This is a genomic window from Halocella sp. SP3-1 (genome assembly GCF_003953885.1).
Lineage (GTDB): Bacteria > Bacillota > Halanaerobiia > Halanaerobiales > DTU029 > Iocasia > Iocasia fonsfrigidae.
Genome location: NZ_CP032760.1, coordinates 2,027,154 through 2,045,681, shown reverse-complemented (window position 1 = coordinate 2,045,681; position 18,528 = coordinate 2,027,154). Strand labels below are relative to the sequence as shown.

At 32.3% G+C, this 18,528-nt stretch carries 16 protein-coding genes and 1 pseudogene; 2 read left to right on the top strand and 15 right to left on the bottom strand.

Features of this window, described 5'->3' with window-relative positions; translation table 11 throughout:
- Positions 1 to 131: 131 nt before the first annotated feature.
- From D7D81_RS09670 to D7D81_RS09600, 15 genes and pseudogenes are all read right to left on the bottom strand, one after another.
- Complete coding sequence (locus D7D81_RS09670; protein ID WP_125989519.1) at positions 132 to 1,568, bottom strand: uracil-xanthine permease family protein; 1,437 nt, start codon at positions 1,566 to 1,568, stop codon at positions 132 to 134.
- Between the two features lie 31 nt (positions 1,569 to 1,599).
- Complete coding sequence (locus tag D7D81_RS09665) at positions 1,600 to 2,916, bottom strand: M20/M25/M40 family metallo-hydrolase (protein WP_125989517.1); 1,317 nt, start codon at positions 2,914 to 2,916, stop codon at positions 1,600 to 1,602.
- An 11-nt stretch (positions 2,917 to 2,927) separates the two neighbouring features.
- On the bottom strand, positions 2,928 to 4,271 hold the full coding sequence (locus D7D81_RS09660; RefSeq protein WP_125989515.1) for an aminotransferase class III-fold pyridoxal phosphate-dependent enzyme: 1,344 nt from the start codon (positions 4,269 to 4,271) through the stop codon (positions 2,928 to 2,930).
- 575 nt (positions 4,272 to 4,846) lie between these two features.
- On the bottom strand, positions 4,847 to 6,493 hold the full coding sequence (locus D7D81_RS09655) for an ArnT family glycosyltransferase (RefSeq protein ID WP_286169514.1): 1,647 nt from the start codon (positions 6,491 to 6,493) through the stop codon (positions 4,847 to 4,849).
- Between the two features lie 27 nt (positions 6,494 to 6,520).
- The gene (locus tag D7D81_RS09650; RefSeq protein WP_125989513.1) at positions 6,521 to 6,823 is read right to left on the bottom strand and encodes a lipid-A-disaccharide synthase N-terminal domain-containing protein; all 303 of its coding nucleotides are present in this window, start codon (positions 6,821 to 6,823) and stop codon (positions 6,521 to 6,523) included.
- Positions 6,823 to 7,548, bottom strand: a complete 726-nt coding sequence (locus tag D7D81_RS09645; protein ID WP_125989511.1) for a glycosyltransferase family 2 protein — start codon at positions 7,546 to 7,548, stop codon at positions 6,823 to 6,825. Before D7D81_RS09645 ends, D7D81_RS09650 begins: the two co-directional genes overlap by 1 nt.
- 547 nt (positions 7,549 to 8,095) lie before the next feature.
- Positions 8,096 to 8,557 carry an aldo/keto reductase gene (locus tag D7D81_RS09640; protein WP_125989509.1) on the bottom strand — a complete coding sequence of 154 codons (462 nt, stop codon included), beginning with the start codon at positions 8,555 to 8,557 and terminating at the stop codon, positions 8,096 to 8,098.
- A gap of 105 nt (positions 8,558 to 8,662) precedes the next feature.
- Positions 8,663 to 9,031: a MerR family transcriptional regulator gene (locus D7D81_RS09635; RefSeq protein WP_164522198.1), complete on the bottom strand. Its 369-nt coding sequence runs from the start codon at positions 9,029 to 9,031 to the stop codon at positions 8,663 to 8,665.
- Positions 9,032 to 9,078: 47 nt separating this feature from the next.
- Positions 9,079 to 10,113 carry an alpha/beta hydrolase family protein gene (locus tag D7D81_RS09630; protein WP_164522197.1) on the bottom strand — a complete coding sequence of 345 codons (1,035 nt, stop codon included), beginning with the start codon at positions 10,111 to 10,113 and terminating at the stop codon, positions 9,079 to 9,081.
- Between the two features lie 96 nt (positions 10,114 to 10,209).
- On the bottom strand, positions 10,210 to 11,067 hold the full coding sequence (locus tag D7D81_RS09625; RefSeq protein WP_125989503.1) for a GNAT family N-acetyltransferase: 858 nt from the start codon (positions 11,065 to 11,067) through the stop codon (positions 10,210 to 10,212).
- Between the two features lie 113 nt (positions 11,068 to 11,180).
- Positions 11,181 to 12,026, bottom strand: coding sequence for an EFR1 family ferrodoxin (locus D7D81_RS09620; protein ID WP_125989501.1), 846 nt, complete (start codon positions 12,024 to 12,026; stop codon positions 11,181 to 11,183).
- Positions 12,027 to 12,075: 49 nt separating this feature from the next.
- Positions 12,076 to 12,456: a hypothetical protein gene (locus D7D81_RS09615; RefSeq protein ID WP_125989499.1), complete on the bottom strand. Its 381-nt coding sequence runs from the start codon at positions 12,454 to 12,456 to the stop codon at positions 12,076 to 12,078.
- 525 nt (positions 12,457 to 12,981) lie between these two features.
- Positions 12,982 to 14,385: a sensor histidine kinase gene (locus D7D81_RS09610; protein WP_125989497.1), complete on the bottom strand. Its 1,404-nt coding sequence runs from the start codon at positions 14,383 to 14,385 to the stop codon at positions 12,982 to 12,984.
- A pseudogene (locus D7D81_RS09605) lies at positions 14,385 to 15,060 on the bottom strand (response regulator). Before D7D81_RS09605 ends, D7D81_RS09610 begins: the two are co-directional and overlap by 1 nt.
- Positions 15,061 to 15,514: 454 nt before the next feature.
- Positions 15,515 to 16,171, bottom strand: coding sequence for an HAD family hydrolase (locus D7D81_RS09600; protein WP_125989495.1), 657 nt, complete (start codon positions 16,169 to 16,171; stop codon positions 15,515 to 15,517).
- A gap of 588 nt (positions 16,172 to 16,759) precedes the next feature.
- On the opposite strand from D7D81_RS09600, the gene D7D81_RS09595 reads away from it, so the two are divergent.
- Entirely contained in the window at positions 16,760 to 17,347 is a 588-nt protein-coding gene (locus D7D81_RS09595) for an RNA polymerase sigma factor (protein ID WP_164522196.1), read from the top strand.
- Positions 17,344 to 18,498 (top strand): DUF4349 domain-containing protein, encoded by a 1,155-nt coding sequence (locus tag D7D81_RS09590; RefSeq protein WP_125989491.1) that lies wholly within the window; start codon positions 17,344 to 17,346, stop codon positions 18,496 to 18,498. The genes D7D81_RS09595 and D7D81_RS09590 overlap by 4 nt, the downstream gene beginning before the upstream one ends.
- Positions 18,499 to 18,528 lie beyond the last annotated feature (30 nt).

The following is an 18,528-nucleotide window of genomic DNA, read 5'->3' as shown; positions in this document are numbered from 1 at the left end:
AATAATTTTCAACATAGATAATGAATATTTTCAATTCTAATTTTTCCAATCTAATAATTGAATCCAGTAGTAAATCTTAATAATAAATCACTACTGGATTCTCTCCCTATATTTTAATATCTAAACTTCTACTAAGCTGCTTCTCCTTCTGCTTCCAAGCCTCTTTCTTGATCTGTACCAGGAATTAGATTATCAAGGATTAAGCCACAAATAGCCCCAACAGCCATCCCTGTACCACCAATACTATTGATTATATCTGATAACCAGGGAGCACTTTCAAATACCAGTGGATGGGCACTAAAATAAGTTGGTAAACTCAATCCCATAAATAAACTAAAACCAATGATCATCAGATTCCTCTGTGAACTCATATCTGCTTTGGCTGTATGTGATAAACCAATAGCAGCAATTAAACCAAACATTGTAATATAAAGTCCACCAACTATAGGCATGGGGATACTGGCAATAAAACCACCAAACTTACCGATTATACCTAACAAAATCAAAACAACTACACCAATATTAACAACATACCTACTGGCTACTTTTGTCAAACCAACCAGACCTATGTTTTCTGTATAACTAGTGCTGGCAAAACCACCCAATAATCCTGTAATCAGACAACCCAGGCCTTCACAGCCGATACCATTACTGACCCTTTGAGGAGTTAGTTCTGGTCCCTGACAGACTTTATTCATAGCCTGATAGTCACCGTAAGATTCAATAGTAGAAGCTAAATAACCAGCCAGAACAACCAGGAAGAAACTCAAACTAAATTTAGGTGCTCCCCAGGGCATGAATATCTGGCCAGGTGTTCTAAACCAGGGAGATGCTTGCAATGTTTCAAAACTAACATAACCTGCTGATTCTGGACCAAAAACCCCTGTATAAGTTAACACTAGAGCAACCACATAGGCAGCAATTACTGACAGTAGAACCGGGAATAAAGAAAACAGATTTTTATTTTTACCAAGTACAAAATTAAAAAGAAATACACCCACAATAACAATCCCAGCTAAAAACCAATTATTGCCAGCTATTGGTGCACCAGATTCATACAGGGCTAGACCAATCAAAGCAATAGTGGGCCCAATCACAACTGGTGATATAAACTTCTGAAGTTTTCCTATCAATCCACTAAAACCAATAAACATCTCTACTAAAGCCCCCAGTATAATAGCCCCTGCTATATACTGCATTGATACTGCTCCACCAGCAGTAGCTGCTATAATCGCAAAAAATGGACCAAGAAATGAAAATGAAACCCCTTGTATAATCGGCAATCTTGTACCAAAGTTAACCTGAATAAAAGTAGCAACTCCAGAACAAAGCATAGCAGACGCCACCAGAATTGCCAGTTGTGTTCCGCTCATCCCAAGTGCAGGTGCCAGTAATAATGGAACTGATATTGTAGCACCAAACATTGTTAAGACATGCTGTAATCCCAGTCCCAGAGCAGTGCTAAAGGGTTTAGGCACATCATCCAGAGTATAAACCATACCATTATCAGCCAAACTTAACTCCTCAACATCAGTAACTCTTTTAGTAGTCAATGCTTCTTCAACCATTTTAACCAACCTTTCATAATAAATTTTTGAATTACCATTCTAATTCCTCAAAGGCCTCTTCACCAGCTTCAACTACTTTTAAATAAATAGCTGCATTACCTACCATAGCCCGTTTCAAGAAATCGGTTCTAACCTTATCATAAGGTGTATGCGCATATTGTTCCTGCATTGGAGAATATCCAATAGTAGGCTTTTTATCAATTCCGGCAGTTTTACTGGCATCAGTTCCAAAATCCCAGTACCCATATTTAACTGGTTCACCTAACTCTTCTAGAGCAGAAGCAGCAGCTTGTAAAAAAGGATGATTTTCACTTGTTTTCCATGGATACATCTCTTTATCAACTTCATATTCAAGACCCATATAAGATGTCTCTACAGCTGACTTAACCTTTACATCTGCTTTAAATTCATCATCCTCTGCTGATATTTCCTCTATTAATCCTTCTATCTCTTTTAAAGCAGTTTCAGCACTCTCACCCGGTATAGTACGTCTATCTATCGATAACATACATTTATCAGGAACGATAGATAAGGCCCCTGGTGAACATTCAATGATATTCAGAGACAATGAAGCCTGACCCAGGTGTTCATCCTCTGGTAATGACGGATATAACTCGTCTTTTATCTTCGCAATTAAAGGCATAGATTTATAAATAGCATTAATTCCCAACCATGGTGCACTACCATGGGAAGTACGACCATAGACAGTAGCCAACATCTCAACCCTTCCGCGGTGACCGCAGTACAGCTTTAATGATGTAGCCTCAGAAGATACCATTGCATCATAAGTAAGACCTTTTTCTTTAAATGTCTGATCGATTAAATGGACCATACCAACCATTTCTGCTGGTTCTTCCTGTACTACACCAGTAAACATATAATTTCCCTTAAAATCATATCCTTCTTCTTTTAACTTAACTAAAACACCACCTGCATAAACCTGGGCAGCTTCTCCACCTTTAACATCTGAGGCAGCACGTCCATGAATACATTCTGCTTGATCACTATTACCATCCTGGTCATCCACTGCACAGATATCTATCTCCCCCCCATAGGGATTATAACCTTCCCAGTTATTAGCATCCCCTGGGCTGACATGATCCAGATGTGAGTTATACATAATTGTTGGTCCTTCTTTACTTCCTTCCACAATTCCAACAACATTACCCATATCGTCTCTAAACACCTGGTCATAACCCAATTTCTCCATCTCGGCAATTAATAAATCAGCTACATCTTTTTCATTCCCACTAATACTTGGAGTTTGAATTAGTTTTTGCGCAAAGGCTATAGCCTCATCATTAAGACTCTCACTAATTTCTTTTAGTTTCATAATAATTTCTGACATAAGAATTCCCCCTATTTTAGCATTTTATCCACTTCACTAAGGACCCTGTCCATAATTTGCATTGCTTCTTTTATTTCTTCTTCCTTTATAATTAATGGTGGTGCAACAATAATAATATTTTCATGTGTATAGGTAAAAAATCCCTGTTTTATTAATTTAGACAAGATCAGAGGCATTATTTTCCCGGGATCCTGTCCATAAGGAACCAGCGGTTCTTTGCTGACCTTATCTTTAACCAGTTCTATAGCTGAAAACAACCCAATATACCTAACATCACCTACTGAAGGATGTTTTTCCTTCAATAATTCCAGTTCTTCACCTAAAACCTTCCCCCTAAGTTTACTGTTTTTGATTAAACCCTCTTCTTGATACACATCAAGTGTAGCAATACCGGCTGCACAACCCATTGGATGACCACTATAAGTAAGTCCACACATCAAAGTAGTATCATTGAAAAAATCAGCTATATCTTGGCTGACAAGTACTCCACCTAAAGGTAAATAACCAGATGTAATCCCTTTAGCAAAGGTAATTAAATCAGGTGCTACACCCCAATTATCACAGGCAAACCATTCTCCTGTTCGTCCAAAACCAGCCATAATCTCATCACATACCATCAGAATTCCAAATTCATCACATATCTCTCTAACACCCTTTAAATAATTTTCAGGGGGGATAATAACCCCATTACTACCTGTAACGGTTTCCAGAAAAATTGCAGCCACACTATCTCTTCCTTCATAAATAATCTGTTCTGTAAGCTGCTCTAAATAGTAATTACAAGCTTCTTCTTCATCTTTAAAGTCAACAGGACTACGGTACAAATAAGGATCAAAAAATTTGATAAAACCAGGGATTCCTGGTTCAGCTGGAAATCTCCTTGGTTCACCAGTCAAATTAGCTGCTCCATAAGTAGCTCCATGATACGAGCGATACCTGGAAAATATTTTGTCTCTTCCGGTAAACATCTTGGCCATTTTAATGGCATTTTCATTTGCATCAGCACCTCCAATAGTAAAGAAGACTTTTTTCATATTCTTAGGTGCAATATCTAATAACTTGCTGGCCAACTCAGACTTAACATCAACAGCAAATCCCGGTCCCATATAGGTCATCTTTTTAGCCTGTTCTTGAATAGCTTCAATTACTTTCATATTTCCATGGCCAATATTAACATTAACCAGTTGTGAAGACATATCAAAATATTTTTTACCGTTTGAGTCCCAGAAATAAATTCCCTTGGCCTTTTCTACCACAATCGGATCAAGATTTCCCTGTGCTGACCAGGAATGTAGATTTTTAAGTAAATCTATTTCCTTAATAACTTTCGAATCTTTAAAATTGTATTTTTTCATCTTTTCACCTCTGAATCCTTATTCATGTTAACTATATGTTATATTTAGACAATTTATGTTTTTTATTATAGTTCCTTGTAACTTTGTTGTCAAGTATATTTGCCTATTTTTCTATTGTATACATGTTTTATGTTATTTTTGTGTTATATTTTTGTTCCATCACCAATAAATATTACACAAAATTAATATGGCTAAAGGCTGTAGCCTCTCACAATTTGTAAAATAATAAATTAATTTCGTCTAAATAATATAGCAAGGAGTGAAGGTAGTGAAGATGTCATAGAACTAACCGGGTCCACATAGAAATAGGGGCGGATGAAATACCTTAATAATCAGGTTGATTTTATTTGCTAAAATCACGAAAAAAGCCAAGATGATTATAATTTCATCTTAGCCCTTTTTATTATTATAAATTATCTTTTTTCCATTTGATAAGACCATAACTATATCATTTTCCTGAATATTGCCGGAATTGTTAGCATTAAGGGCTGTACTAGGAAGGGAATAGAGGGAGGGTTTTCTATCAATAGCCAACAGTAAATATAAGGCATCTCCATCTTGAAATATAGCATTTATTAATTTTTGCTCTTAATCAGTAACATATTATTACTTCCAATTATATATTCTTTGATTATCCAATTATCTTTAATTTTAAAGTAATTATAAAATTCATCTGCCTCAGATACTATTAGAATTACACTAGATTTTTGCTTTAAAAATTTATTGACTTCATCTTTAGTCTCAAAGATATCATCATAGTAAATTCCATTATAAAAAATAAAGCCACAATCATTATTATGAGAACCCCACAATGCTACTTCCTCATTAGCTATTCTTAAACTAACTAAATCTTCTGCTAAATAGCGTTCACTTTTAACTAGATTAACCTTTGGCATAATTATAACTTTCATCAGTAGAATTAATACAAGTGAAAAGCTTACAGTGACTATAAATACTTTTTTATTGCTTTTTTGAACTAATAAAGAAATAAAAAGCAACCCCTCAATAATTAAAAACAGTGACAAGGATTTAATAACAGTAGTAAAACCATATTTTTGTATCATTGCAGAACTAAAACCTTTTGCCAATAAATTGGGTCCTTGTAAAGTCAAAAATACCCCTACTATCAAAATAAATATACCAAAAATTAATGCTGGAATCTTTAGCCCTTTTAAAGATTCCAGTTTTTTCTTAGAAAACTCACTAAAATACCAAGCAATCAAAAGGGCAAAAGCAGGGTATACCTGTAATAAGTAAACTCCCCTCTTACTCCCTATAAAACTCAATATAATTAGAATGCTTAAAAACCAGATACAATTAAACCCTACTATTTTGGGTAGAGTATCTCTTTTCTTCCATAAATAACATGCAGCAGGAATCAAAAAAATAGTCCAGGGCAAAGCCTCAATTGGAAAGTTAACAAAGTAATAATAAAATGGATTCGGATGCCCCTGTGTTCCAGTAGAATATTCAAATAACTGCTCTAATACTGTTACCTTAAAATAATTATATCCTGCAACTTTAAATACTAACGCAATCCACGTTCCTACTACAACAGCAAAGTATAAAACCCCTCTGATCCAGGCAATATTCTTTAACTTAGCTAATTCTTTAGTTAGAGCTGCATAAATCAAAATAACCACTACTGGTAATAGGGCTACTGGGCTTTTAACTAAAGAAGCAGCTCCCATTAGCAAGAATGCTAAACAAGATTTCCAACAACTGTCCTTATCTTCTAATTGCTCATATAATAATATCATAGCTATAGTAGTACAGAAAATAAGTGGTATATCTAGATTAACTCTCATAGCATACCAGAAATAGTTAACAGTAGTAGCCAATCCAATCCCTGTTAATATTCCAACTCTTCTACCTAACTTACTTCCATAATAATAACTTAATAAACCAACCAACAGACTTCCTAAAATAATCCCAGGTAGTCTAACTGTTGTAACAGTCATTTTACCAACTAGTGCTGAAAATGCTGCAATTATTCCAAAAAATAATGGTGGTTTCTCATAATAAATCTCTTGGTTTAAATGAGGAATAATCCAATTCCCTTCCACTAACATCTCTCTAGCCACTTCTGAGTAACGTGGTTCATCAGGAGACCATAGATCATAATTCCAAATATTAAAGAGATATAAGCTAAAGACAATAACAGTCAATAATAACACATATATTAAGAATTTTTTATCATAGTTAACCCTTTTTATCAACATAAATCCCCCTAAAAAATATTAAAACTCTCAATTATTACTTACATTTTTGGCCTTCATTATTCCTACTTTAGCCTTCTGTTTTTCATTATTTTTCTTGATTAAGACTAAATTCCTTAAATAGATAAATGAACCTGCAGCCTGTCCTAAGATAAAAACTGGGTCTTTTTGATGGATAGCATAAGTTAATAATGTAAGACTACCTGCAATGCTTAAATACCAGAAAACATCAGGAACAATACTTTTTTTAGCTTTCTCTGATGCTAACCACTGAATAATAAACCTTAAAGAGAAAATTACTTGTCCAATTAACCCTATAACTATCCACAGCATTAATTATCTTCTCCTTTAATTTGATAACTTATCTGCCTTTTTTTCATCCATCTTACAGCTAGAGTATCCTTTAAACCAACCCAAAGACGATTGCTAATCCCATATTTAGATTCACCCTCATGTCTAGGATAATGTTTAACTGGGACTTCTACAACACTATAACCTTTCATCTTAGCTAAAGTGGGAAAGAAACGATGCATTCCCTCAAACAAATTATAGTCCTTAACCACTTCACTCCTAAATAATTTCAAAGGACATCCTGTATCAATAATCTCTTCACCAGTCAAGTAATTTCTAAATCCATTCGCGATCTTAGATGATATTTTCTTAATAATTGTATCTTCTCGGTCTACCCTTACTCCACAGACTAGATCATATTCTTTAATCTTAGTTAACAACTTCATAATATCTGCTGGATCAACTTGTAAATCAGCATCTAATGTAGCCACCAACCTTCCCTCAGCCTTTTTAAAAGCTGCTGCAAAAGCTGCGGTTTGACCATTATTCTCAGTAAAGTGATATACTTTAAGCTCTTCATATTCTTCAGCTAGCTGGTCAAGCAACTCACTACTCCCATCAACACTCCCATCATCAATATATATAATTTGAAAGGATTCAAACTCATTACTTATTGCTTCTATAATCTTTTCAGTTAATGGTCTTAAATTACCATATTCATTATAGACTGGTGCAACTACTGATAATTTCACTTGATAATCCTTCATAATATCGCTCCTTACTGTAAAATATTCAATATATACTACCTGGAATTATATATCTTTCCGAACATACACTGCTAAATCTATTTATTTATGCCGTGAATCAATCAAATCCTGTGCATACAGAGTTTATTCATTTATTATAAAATTTCCTAATTCACAAAATTAACAACATCATATATATTTTACATTAAAAAAATTAGACCAAAATTAAAAAAAGATTAAAAAATTTTAATAAAAGCCTTTAACTTTTTAATATGGATTAAAAACTTAAGAAAAGAAAAAAGACTTACACAAAAAATTTAGGAAAGAAACTAAACGTAGTTGCAATTACTCCAAGAAATAAAAAACCTTAGCCCCAGGGAAATAGAAAAGCCATGATGAAATTACAATCATCATGGCTTTTCTTTAGTATTCAGCAAAGATTCCGTAAATAATTTTTTGAAATCACCTTAACCGCTAACCGTGGCATTCCTTAATCTGTTCTGGACTGCATTCTCCAGGTTTTCATCAAGAAAAACCTCTGGTTTATATCCAGAGGTTTTTTCGCAAGTTATTTTCGTCCCAATATGTAATCTATCTCATTAATTTGTTCTTTAGATAATGGACCAAATTCCATAGCTCGTGCATTTTCTTCAGCCTGCTTTACATTTCTAAACCCGGGAATAGGAATAGTGTTATCACCTACTGCCCAGATATAGGCCAAAGCACCCTGTACAAGACTACGGCCACCACTTGTTAATATCTCCCTTGCTGAAGACAATTTATCCAAGAACTCCTGTTTAGGCTTGCCATCTTCAAAATACTGTACCCATTCATGACCAGCACCCCTTACGTCATTTTGGGGGAGTTTTGTATTTATATTAAATTTACTAGATAATAGTCCCATAGCCAAAGGACTTCTATTGATACTTGCTAAATTATTAGATTCACATATATCAATTATAGCTTCAGCACTTTCAAAAATATTTAAATTGTGTTCAATAGCACTGCAATTTTTTCTGGAAGCGAACATTCTTGCACAATCTAAAAGGTCTGTGCTCCATGACGAACTTGTGCAAGAGGGTTTGATTAGAGCTTATGAAATTCTTAGAGTTTACTCTAAGTCAAGGGTTTTATGCTACGTTTCCCTGATATTACTTTTCAACACTCCCCTATAATATTTAATCTTAAAATTAACTTTATCAAGACAGTCATTAAATTCAGTTAATTGTTCTATTACCTTTTCTTGATGCTTCTCCAAAATTTTTATACTTTGCGAAATAGTATTATCTCCAGTTAAAACTAAGTTAGAAAACTCTTTGATATCTTTTAAGGGCATACCAGTACTCTTCAATTTTTGTAGCAAGTCTATCCAATCCAGGTCATTTTCATTATAATCTCTATGATTAGCATTATCTCTTTCTGGTTGTAATAAGCCTATTTTTTCATAATACCTTAGTGTATATGTAGTTAAACCTGTTTTTTGGGAAAATTCCCTTATTTTCAAACTGATCCCTCCATGTCAATACTTTTCCTGCTATATTAACAATATCATTATAACACCTTATTACTAAGCCAATTCTTTATATCTTCGATTATCCTTTCAAATGAGTTATCATCAGATGATAAATTTAAAGAATGATTATAACCGGGATATAAATAGTAATCGATATTAGTCTTGCCTTTTGCCTGGAGAGATTTTACCATCTCAGTTGCTTTTGTTGGCGATACTGATTGATCTTCTTCACCTTGAAGAATTAATACTGGTGTTTCAATCTTAGCAAGCAACTCTTCTTGATCAAGTGACAGCATTTTTCGCCACCACAAATAACCATGATTGCTCATGGAAAGTTCAAAGGGTTCATGTGACAGAATATGTTCTGCAAACTGTTTAAATCCTTCAATGTTTCTATTTAATTCTTCTTTGCTTAATCCACTAAATTTCATACTATACAAAAGATCATCAAGAAAAAACCTTCCACCACTGCCAAATACCACTGTAGCATCGATATAATCTGCTTGTGCAGTAATAATATTTGCTACTATCGCTCCTTCACTACCACCCATGACAATTATTTTTGAGTAATGATAATTTTTACGCAATGTGCAAATTACTTTATCGAGATCAGATGCACGCTGTTCCGGATGATCATGCAAAAGATAAACCTCAGGACAATCTTTTCGTTCCACTTCATCACTATAACTGAGAGCCTCGGTGATTCCGTATTTCTCAACTGTCAATAAGTCGGCATCGAGATACACCTTCCTTAGCCTGGGGATTGCTTTGATTTTTCTAATACTATTACAATCTGATCCTTGTAGAATAACAAGGAGTGTCCTTGTATGACTCTTAGGGTTTTTTAAATGAAGATAGTATTGAACAATTGAGCCGTCATCACGCTTGACTTCAATTGGATTTAATAATATTGACTGTGATTCGGAAATTTTTGCATTACCTAATTCATCGGTACTTACCACGCTGCCACCGGTATGCATTTCATTCTGAGTGCATTGCCCGGTAGCACTATTAACTAAAATTAATATGAATATAAAAAATGCCACAAATAATTTTTTTAATGATTGAAACATAATATTTCTCCTCATTTCATAGTAAATTTGGGTACAACTCTGATAAAGCAGATAGATAACATATCTGAAGCAAAAGCAGCCCTTGCTTCTCTGTTTTTAAATATTCAATATCATTTCATACTGGTCTATAAAATTTTCAAACCTTAAGTTTTGAAGAAATTTAAAGATACTAAGGCATTTATTATCAATATTAATAAAATTTACATTTTGTAATTCTGTGTACTGTATTAATCTTTTTAAAATATTATAAGCAATTCCTTGGCGACGATAATCCATATGAACTGATAACTGAGGGATATCCCCTGTGATTGTATCAATTATCCCATATCCAACAGTATCTTCAGCAATTTGTGCAATAATTACCTCAAATGAATTAGAAACTGCTATAATTGACTCAATCGAATTTTGCCATGACGGTTTAAAATCCCAAAATGATTTAAATAACTTCCAATTTATTTGATCAATATTATATGATTCATATTTTACAGAGGAAATCGGTATATCTTTAATAAAATTCTTCTCACGTCGAAAACATGAAAAAGTCCTAGTGATTAAAAAACCATGCTTCTTATAAAGATTAACTGCTGGTTTATTAGATTGAATTACTTCAAGTAAATAATTCTCAATATTATTATTATGAAGAATGCTTAAAACCTTGTTAAACATATTACTTGTAATACCTTGTTTTCGATATTCGGGTATTACTCCTGTTCCACAATCATATACAGTAGTTTTACCTTTCCAATTACGAATTCCGTTGAGAATAAATCCTATTAGTTCAGTACCTTTAAACGCTCCTACAGAAATTTGAGCAGAGTAGCCTCTCCTTTGTAGCATATTATTAAACTTCCATAGAGGCAAATTAATTTCTACCTGATAATCTGAAAATGCCTTTACAAAAACATCATGTAAAATTTCAATGCTTGTGTCTTCTAATGTTTTAAAATTTAACATATGTTAATTCTCCCTCTTAACACTTTTCTATAAGCCAATAGAACTATATACATGTTATCAAAGGACTATTTTCTATCAATAGCAAGGAATAAATATAAGTCATCTCGAATATTTCAAAGATAAATATTAGGGGTTTTACGTTCATTACTTTTATTTAATTCAAAGAACTTTTTTACTAAAAATGGTATTTTATATTCTATTTTTCTTGCTTCCTGTGGACAATTTTTTACACATGACATACAACGTATACATTTACTATCATCTATTTTCAATGTTTTCTTATCTATAGCTTTCATAGGACATAGTTCAACACAAATTTGACAATGATTACATCTATTTGTATTTAAATATGGTTTTTTTATAAACTTTTTAGATCCATATTGAGGTAAAGAAATTATAGGTAAAATTATAGATAACAAATGAGAAAATAAACTTTTATCGATATCTAATTTTATTTCTGGAATATCTTTAATGTTACTATTTTTAATAAATTTACTTAATATTTTTTCCCCAAATTTTTTAGCTTGATTAAGATCCTGCTTATCAGGTCTCCCATGAGCTATTCTAAATTCTTTACATGAGTAAGAATGTTCACCTATAAATGAGGCTGCACCAATTATTTTAAAACCTCTTTTTCCTAATAAATCTTTTAACTGCTCAAGAGCTAACCCTTCATCTATATTACCATATACAGACACTAATATAACTGGTTGATTTCCTTTTAATTTTTTTAATATTGAAATCAAAAAATCAGGAACCCTTCCAGCATATACTGGTATTCCAATAATTAATAATTCATTTTTTTGAAACTCCAGATTAAATCTTTCACGATTATTTGATTTTGTTAAATCTATTTCCCGAATTTCTTTGATATTTAATCCTTTAGATATAGATTTAATTATTTTTTTTGTTGTTCCAGTAGCTGAAAAAAATATATTAGTCAATTTATCTATTTTCATTCATGTTTCTCCTTAAATTAATCATATTTTCAAGCTCAAATGAAATCTTTTAATTACTTTTTAAAGATCTTAAAATTGTAGTAATGCTATCCAATAGTAGATTCACCTTTTCTTCTGAAATACCACCCTTATAATAACTTGCTGATAAAGTTAAACAGTCATTATATGTACCTATTCCCAGCATAAAGGCAGGTGAATGAAAAGCTGGTGTTATTAAATATATGTCGTCTATAGCTATGTTCCCAAAATATAATAACTTAGAACTCAAAATACCTAGATTAGAAATCATTGGTGTACATTTACCAGTCTTCTTTATACTATTCCAATCCTCATTTATAAAATTTTTTACAGTGTTAAAGCCTTCTTCCATCATCAAATCACTACCTATAGTTCCGTGAATATCAGGTTTTCGGGACATAAGATTTTTCATAGCAGATTATTACAACATTTTACTATTATGTAGCAACAATTCCTATAAATTTATTCTAAGAATATCTCCATGTTAGCTACACTTCTTTTATATATTCTACAATCCTATGTAATAACCCTGCAAAAATAACAACTTTTTCTAGTTTATGCTATTAGATTTAAACAATAAAAAAAACAGAGACAATTTAAATGTCTCTATAATAAAATAACTTTCCTCTAATTCTTGTTTTAAATTGTCTAATGAAATATATTTTTATTATCATAACAAATTATTTTATAAATAGAGTAAAATAATAAAGGATAAACTAACCAACTTAACAATATAAATTTAACTCCCTTTTTAAAATCAATATTTATCCCACCATAATCCTGAATTATATAAACAATTGAATAAATCAAAAAAATCATTGAATTTATAACTAAACCGAAAAAATATATTGGAATAATTCTAGCCAATTTGATCACCTCAAATCTTCATAATCTGGATATACTGGACTGTAAATAAAGCAGCGTATACTCAACTCACTTATTTACTTTGTGGAAGGAAAATAGTAAATGTACTTCCTTGATTTACTTCACTTTCAATTTTAATACTACCATGATGAATTTTAACAATCCATTGACAAATTGACAAACCCAATCCACTACCACCACTAGCTCTTGAGCGAGATTTATCTACCCGATAAAATCTATCAAAGATATAAGCCTGGTCTTCTTTAGAAATACCAATACCAGTATCTTTAATCTCAATCTTAATCTGATTATTTTGAGCTTTAGCGCTAATATATATCTTTCCTCCGCCAGGTGTATATTTAATAGCATTATCTAAAAAATTTATTAAGAGCTGAGTTAACATACTCTGGTCACCATATATTGCAAGGCCCTGTTCAATATTCATTGCTAAATTTATATCTTTTCTAAGTGCTAACTCTTGCATTTCTTCAACCACTATTTCAAGTAGTTCTGTCAGGTCTAAATTCTCATTTTCAATAGATAATTCCTTGGTATCACTGCGAGCTAACAATAATAACTGTCCTACTAAGTGACTCATATAGTCAGTCTGCTTTTGAATAATCTCTAAGGCATGTTGGCATTCTTTAAGAGAGCGCCCTTCTTTCAAATTTTCTTCACTATGTGCCCTAATTATAGCAATCGGGGTTCGTAATTCATGGGAAGCATCACTGGTAAACCTCTTCTCTCTACTAAAAGCCTCTTCCAGACGATCTAATAAATCATTTAAAATAGCTGTTAAGCGCCCTATTTCATCATTATCATTCTCGGCTATTATTCTTTTTGAAAGATTACTATGACTTATGGCTTGGGCAGTCCTACTAATCTGATCAATAGGCTTTAAGGCTTTATAGGCTAAGAAATAACCACCACCACTAGCCAATAGTAAAGTTAATGGTATCCCGAATATCAATATAGTTATCAACCTATTTAATGTGGCTACTTCATCAGCTAAGGAACTTGCTAATCTCAAATACCCTATATTTCCTTGTTTATCTTTAGTTTCTACAGTTACTACTACAAAATCATCACCATTCCCTCTAATTAAAAATTTAGATTGAGAAGGATTAATTATTTTTGGAGTTACTTTTTCAATGTTTTCTCCTAAAATCAACTCTCCAGCTTGATTATAAAAAGCTCTAATAATATCTTTATGAACCATCTCCTCTAATTCTTCTTCTAGTTCATCTGAAAATGTTTCATCCTCATCATCATCTTCTTCTTCCTCTTCTTTAGCTTCTTCTAAAACCATCTCTGCCTGGATCTGTAGTTGATTTCTTACTCTATCAATAATATAATTTTTCATACTCAAATGAAGTGCTCCACTGAATATTATTAAAACTAAAGCTAAGATAATAATATACCAGAAAGTAAGCCTAACCTTAATTCTTGAAAAAAAATTCTTTAGTCTATTAATCATTACTCCATCACTCTCAATCTATAGCCCCGTCCCCTAACAGTCTCTATTAACTTTTCATCAAAACCTAGATCAATTTTTTTTCGTAAATAACGAATATACACATCCACAATATTAGAATCACTACCATATCTATAGTCCCAAACATGTTCCTCTATCTGGGTTCTACTAAGAACTTGTCCGCGATTTTCTAACTAAATATTCTAAAACGGCATACTCTTTAACAGTTAAGTCAATATCTTTCCCTGCCCTACTTACTTTATGGCTAATAGTATCTAATACCAAATTATCTGCTTTTAAGACATTATTACTTTCTCCTAGCTTTCTTCTAAGTAAAGCTCTAATTCTAGCTCTTAATTCAGCAAAAGCAAAAGGTTTGGTTAAATAATCATCTGCACCTATATCCAAACCTAACACCTTATCTTCTAATGAATCTTTAGCTGTAAGAATTATAACAGGAATTTTATTACCTTCCTCTCTTAATTCTCTTAATACTTCTATCCCACTTTTGATAGGAATCATTAAATCTAAAATAATTAAATTATAATGTACTACAGTGGCTAAATCTATTGCTTCTTGCCCATCATTTGCTATATCAACTGCATAACCATCTTCTTTTAAACCCTTCTGTAAAACTTCTGCCAAATGATATTCATCCTCAACTATTAAAATCCTCACCTCCATCACCTCCCCTTTCTCCACTTATACTCTATTTCCCCAAAAACAAATTTTCATATTTTCAAATTAAATTCATCTTTAGTATTACACTATAATAATTTCTATACTTATATTATACTGTTATCAATCAAACATAGCATTTATTTTTTATTATAAGGGTCTTTTTCAAAAAATATCAGTGACTTGTATCACAACGGCTTTTCGAACATACACTATAAAAACATCCTAATCTACAAAATTAATAACATTATATATATTTTACATTAAAAAAATTAGATTAAAATTAAAAAAAGATTAAAAAATTTTAATAAAACCCTTTAATCTTCTCAATATCAAAAAATAAATGACCACAATCTGCTTTAACGCAAACTATAGCCATTTTAACTGAAATTTCCGTTTCCTTATTAATAAAGAAACAAAAGATTCATATTGAAACTTTAAATCAAGATATTATTCACAATGAAAAGCAATGTTTCTGGTCTGATTCAACTATATCAATTAAGTCATTAAGCTGGTCAATAAAATAATCTGGATTTAATTTCATCACTTCTTTTAATTTAAAACAGGTATAAGAAACCAGAACTGTCTTGATACCAGCATTTTTTCCACCAATAATATCTGATGGACTATCACCAACCATTAACACCTCTTCTGGTCTAAGTTTTAAACTATCCATGATTATTTTGAACCCTTCTATATCAGGCTTGGGTTTATTAAGGTCATCTTTGCTTAAATAGATATCAATTTTATCCATTAAGTTAAACATTTCTAGCCCATTTATCAAACCACCCCTACCTTTATTAGTTAGTATAGCAACATAATAACCCTGATCCTTCAAGTAGTCTATTGTTTCTAAGCCAGTAGGAAATATCTTTAATTTATCACTAATCTGATAATAATAATGACGATATGTGTTAACAAGCTCCTGACAATTATTTCTTCCAAATCTCTCCATCTGTTCTTTTAAAGGTCGTCCCCAGACATTATAAATCTCAGTTGGTAATATATTATAACCCAATACTTTTTTAATAGCATAGGTAAAGCTTTCTATAATCATATCATTGGTATCAAAAAGAGTACCATCAAAATCAAAAATTACTGCCTTTAGCATAATATTTTGCCCCCCTCTTCTCCCATGAATCCTTCAGCTAAATCCAATCCTCCATCAGGCAATATATTTACTTCAATCTTCATTAATAGACACATCCTTTCTCTTTAACTTATTTGACTTATTCAGGACTTTATAATTATATTTTATTACTTTCATTTTATCATAAAATATTACAATAAAACAACATCTGAGAATGGGCTTAACTTTTACCCAGTATAATTACTTCCAGGTTTTATAACAGACAAATATATTTACTGAACGACTCTAAAATTCTCGGGAAGCATGAACTTGACCTCAATGACCTGATACTGCAACCTTAATGTGTGATACTGGGAGTGCTGGGTCAGTGCAACTTTGTGGTAAACCATCCCATACGCAATAAAAAGAAGAGTCAGAACTATGGAATTTCAATATTTAATCTTTAATAAAATAATTTACAAGCTATAATAACAACAATAAAATACTTCCTACAATTGTAAAATACTAAATCAAAAGATATAATATATTATAGAAATACATATTATTTGCTTGCTTTCTGGAACAAAAACAAATTAATTTCGTCTAAATAAATAGAAAGGAGTGAAGGTAGTGGAGATATCAGATAAAGAACTTATCAAGAGATTCAGAAATAATGATGAAAGTGCCTTTGAGGAACTTGTGCTCCGTTATCAAAAAAAAGTATATAATACTGTACTAAGAATGTTAAGCAATCTAGATGACACCAGCGATATTACCCAGGAGATATTTATTAAGGTATATCAAAACTTAGAAAAATTTAAAGGACAGTCTAGTTTTTCTACCTGGTTATTTAGTATTGCCGGCAATCACTGCCGGGATGAATTAAGGAAACGTCAGAAAGAGTTGAAACATCGTAGTCTTGATAGTATTGCTGAAGAAAGAAAGGAAACAGAAAGGGTAAGTAATAATAGTAACTATCAACCTGAAGAAAGCTCAATACAAAATGAACAGTTTAGGGATATAGAAATAGCCTTAAGCAAGCTTAGTATTGAATACAGAGAGCCTTTAGTTCTCAGGGATATTCAGGGATTTACTTATGATGAAATCTCTAAAATCCTTAATCTACCAGCAGGTACAGTCAAATCAAGATTATCCAGAGCTCGCTGTAAGCTTAGAGATAAGCTATCAAAAATATCAAGAAGGAGGAAAGAGATATGAGACATGAAAAAATAAAGGAATTACTGCCCCTATATATTGATAACAGTCTAAACAAAGAGGAATATACAATCATGGAAAAACACCTTGAAGAATGTGAAGAATGCAGGGCAGAGCTAGCCGAATATCAGGAAAACTACAATCAACTGACAAACTTAAAAAATATCGCCCCACCTGAAGACCTCCTGCCTTCTATTATGAATAAAATCAATAAAAAAGATAAAAAAGAGAATAAACAGGACAGTATAGTTAATAGATTAAAAAAATACTTTTTCACTCCCCTTCGAGTCCCGGCCGGGCTGGTGAGCACTATTGCTATCATTGCTGTTATTGCCCTGACTTTTGTCCTAAATAACCCGGGTAATAATATCGATCAGCAGAACTATTTTAATCCTTCAGATAGTAATGGATACGGAGGTATTTACAGGCAATCCTCACCGGAAATAGCTACCCAGGAAATAAAAATGGATAAAAACCTGGCAGCTGCCCCTGATAATAAAATTAGCACTGAACAGCGTAAAATAATAAAAACCGCCAGACTAAACCTTGAAATAGATGATATTCAAGTGGCCCACCAGTATATTGTCGAATTAAGTAGGCAATATAACACTTATATAGCTGACTCCAGGGAATGGACAGATGCAAATGACAGGCGTTTTAGCTGGTATCAGCTGCGGGTTCCTGCTGATAATTTTGATCCAACCTTAGAGAAATTAAGCAGTGAAGATTTTGCCAGTGTTAACTACCAATCTATTTCCACTAATGATGTTACCGAGGAATATATCGACATAGATATCAGACTGGAAAATTATCTGGCCCAGCAAAAACGGTATCAGCAGTTACTGGATAAAGCCAGTACTGTGGAAGAAATACTCAATATTGAGAAAGAACTGAACCGGGTCCGCATAGAAATAGAAAGACTAAAAGGACGGATGAAATACCTTGATAATCAGGTTGATTTAAGTACCATTGAAGTAGAATTTGAAGAAGTTAAAAACCTGCCAACTGACTGGGGAATTTTTAAAGCACTGCAAAATGCCCTGCATAGAATGACAAATAGCTTCTATAATATGATAGCCAGTATAGGGGCAGCCTTACCTTATCTCTTAATAGGATTACTTGCCTATTACCTTTATAAAAAGAAAAGACAGTAAAAATTAAAGTAATATAATAAAATGGTGCTT

Bases quoted from the DNA above. Each gene is read 5' to 3' on its own strand.
- D7D81_RS09645 (WP_125989511.1), bottom strand. From the start codon at position 7,548: ATGAAGGATTATCAAGTGAAATTATCAGTAGTTGCACCAGTCTATAAT.
- D7D81_RS09600 (WP_125989495.1), bottom strand. From the start codon at position 16,171: ATGCTAAAGGCAGTAATTTTTGATTTTGATGGTACTCTTTTTGATACC.
- D7D81_RS09625 (WP_125989503.1), bottom strand. From the start codon at position 11,067: ATGTTAAATTTTAAAACATTAGAAGACACAAGCATTGAAATTTTACAT.
- D7D81_RS09620 (WP_125989501.1), bottom strand. From the start codon at position 12,026: ATGAAAATAGATAAATTGACTAATATATTTTTTTCAGCTACTGGAACA.
- D7D81_RS09630 (WP_164522197.1), bottom strand. From the start codon at position 10,113: ATGTTTCAATCATTAAAAAAATTATTTGTGGCATTTTTTATATTCATA.
- D7D81_RS09655 (WP_286169514.1), bottom strand. From the start codon at position 6,493: ATGTTGATAAAAAGGGTTAACTATGATAAAAAATTCTTAATATATGTG.
- D7D81_RS09650 (WP_125989513.1), bottom strand. From the start codon at position 6,823: ATGCTGTGGATAGTTATAGGGTTAATTGGACAAGTAATTTTCTCTTTA.
- D7D81_RS09615 (WP_125989499.1), bottom strand. From the start codon at position 12,456: ATGAAAAATCTTATGTCCCGAAAACCTGATATTCACGGAACTATAGGT.
- D7D81_RS09670 (WP_125989519.1), bottom strand. From the start codon at position 1,568: ATGGTTGAAGAAGCATTGACTACTAAAAGAGTTACTGATGTTGAGGAG.
- D7D81_RS09660 (WP_125989515.1), bottom strand. From the start codon at position 4,271: ATGAAAAAATACAATTTTAAAGATTCGAAAGTTATTAAGGAAATAGAT.
- D7D81_RS09665 (WP_125989517.1), bottom strand. From the start codon at position 2,916: ATGTCAGAAATTATTATGAAACTAAAAGAAATTAGTGAGAGTCTTAAT.
- D7D81_RS09640 (WP_125989509.1), bottom strand. From the start codon at position 8,557: ATGTTCGCTTCCAGAAAAAATTGCAGTGCTATTGAACACAATTTAAAT.
- D7D81_RS09610 (WP_125989497.1), bottom strand. From the start codon at position 14,385: ATGATTAATAGACTAAAGAATTTTTTTTCAAGAATTAAGGTTAGGCTT.
- D7D81_RS09590 (WP_125989491.1), top strand. From the start codon at position 17,344: ATGAGACATGAAAAAATAAAGGAATTACTGCCCCTATATATTGATAAC.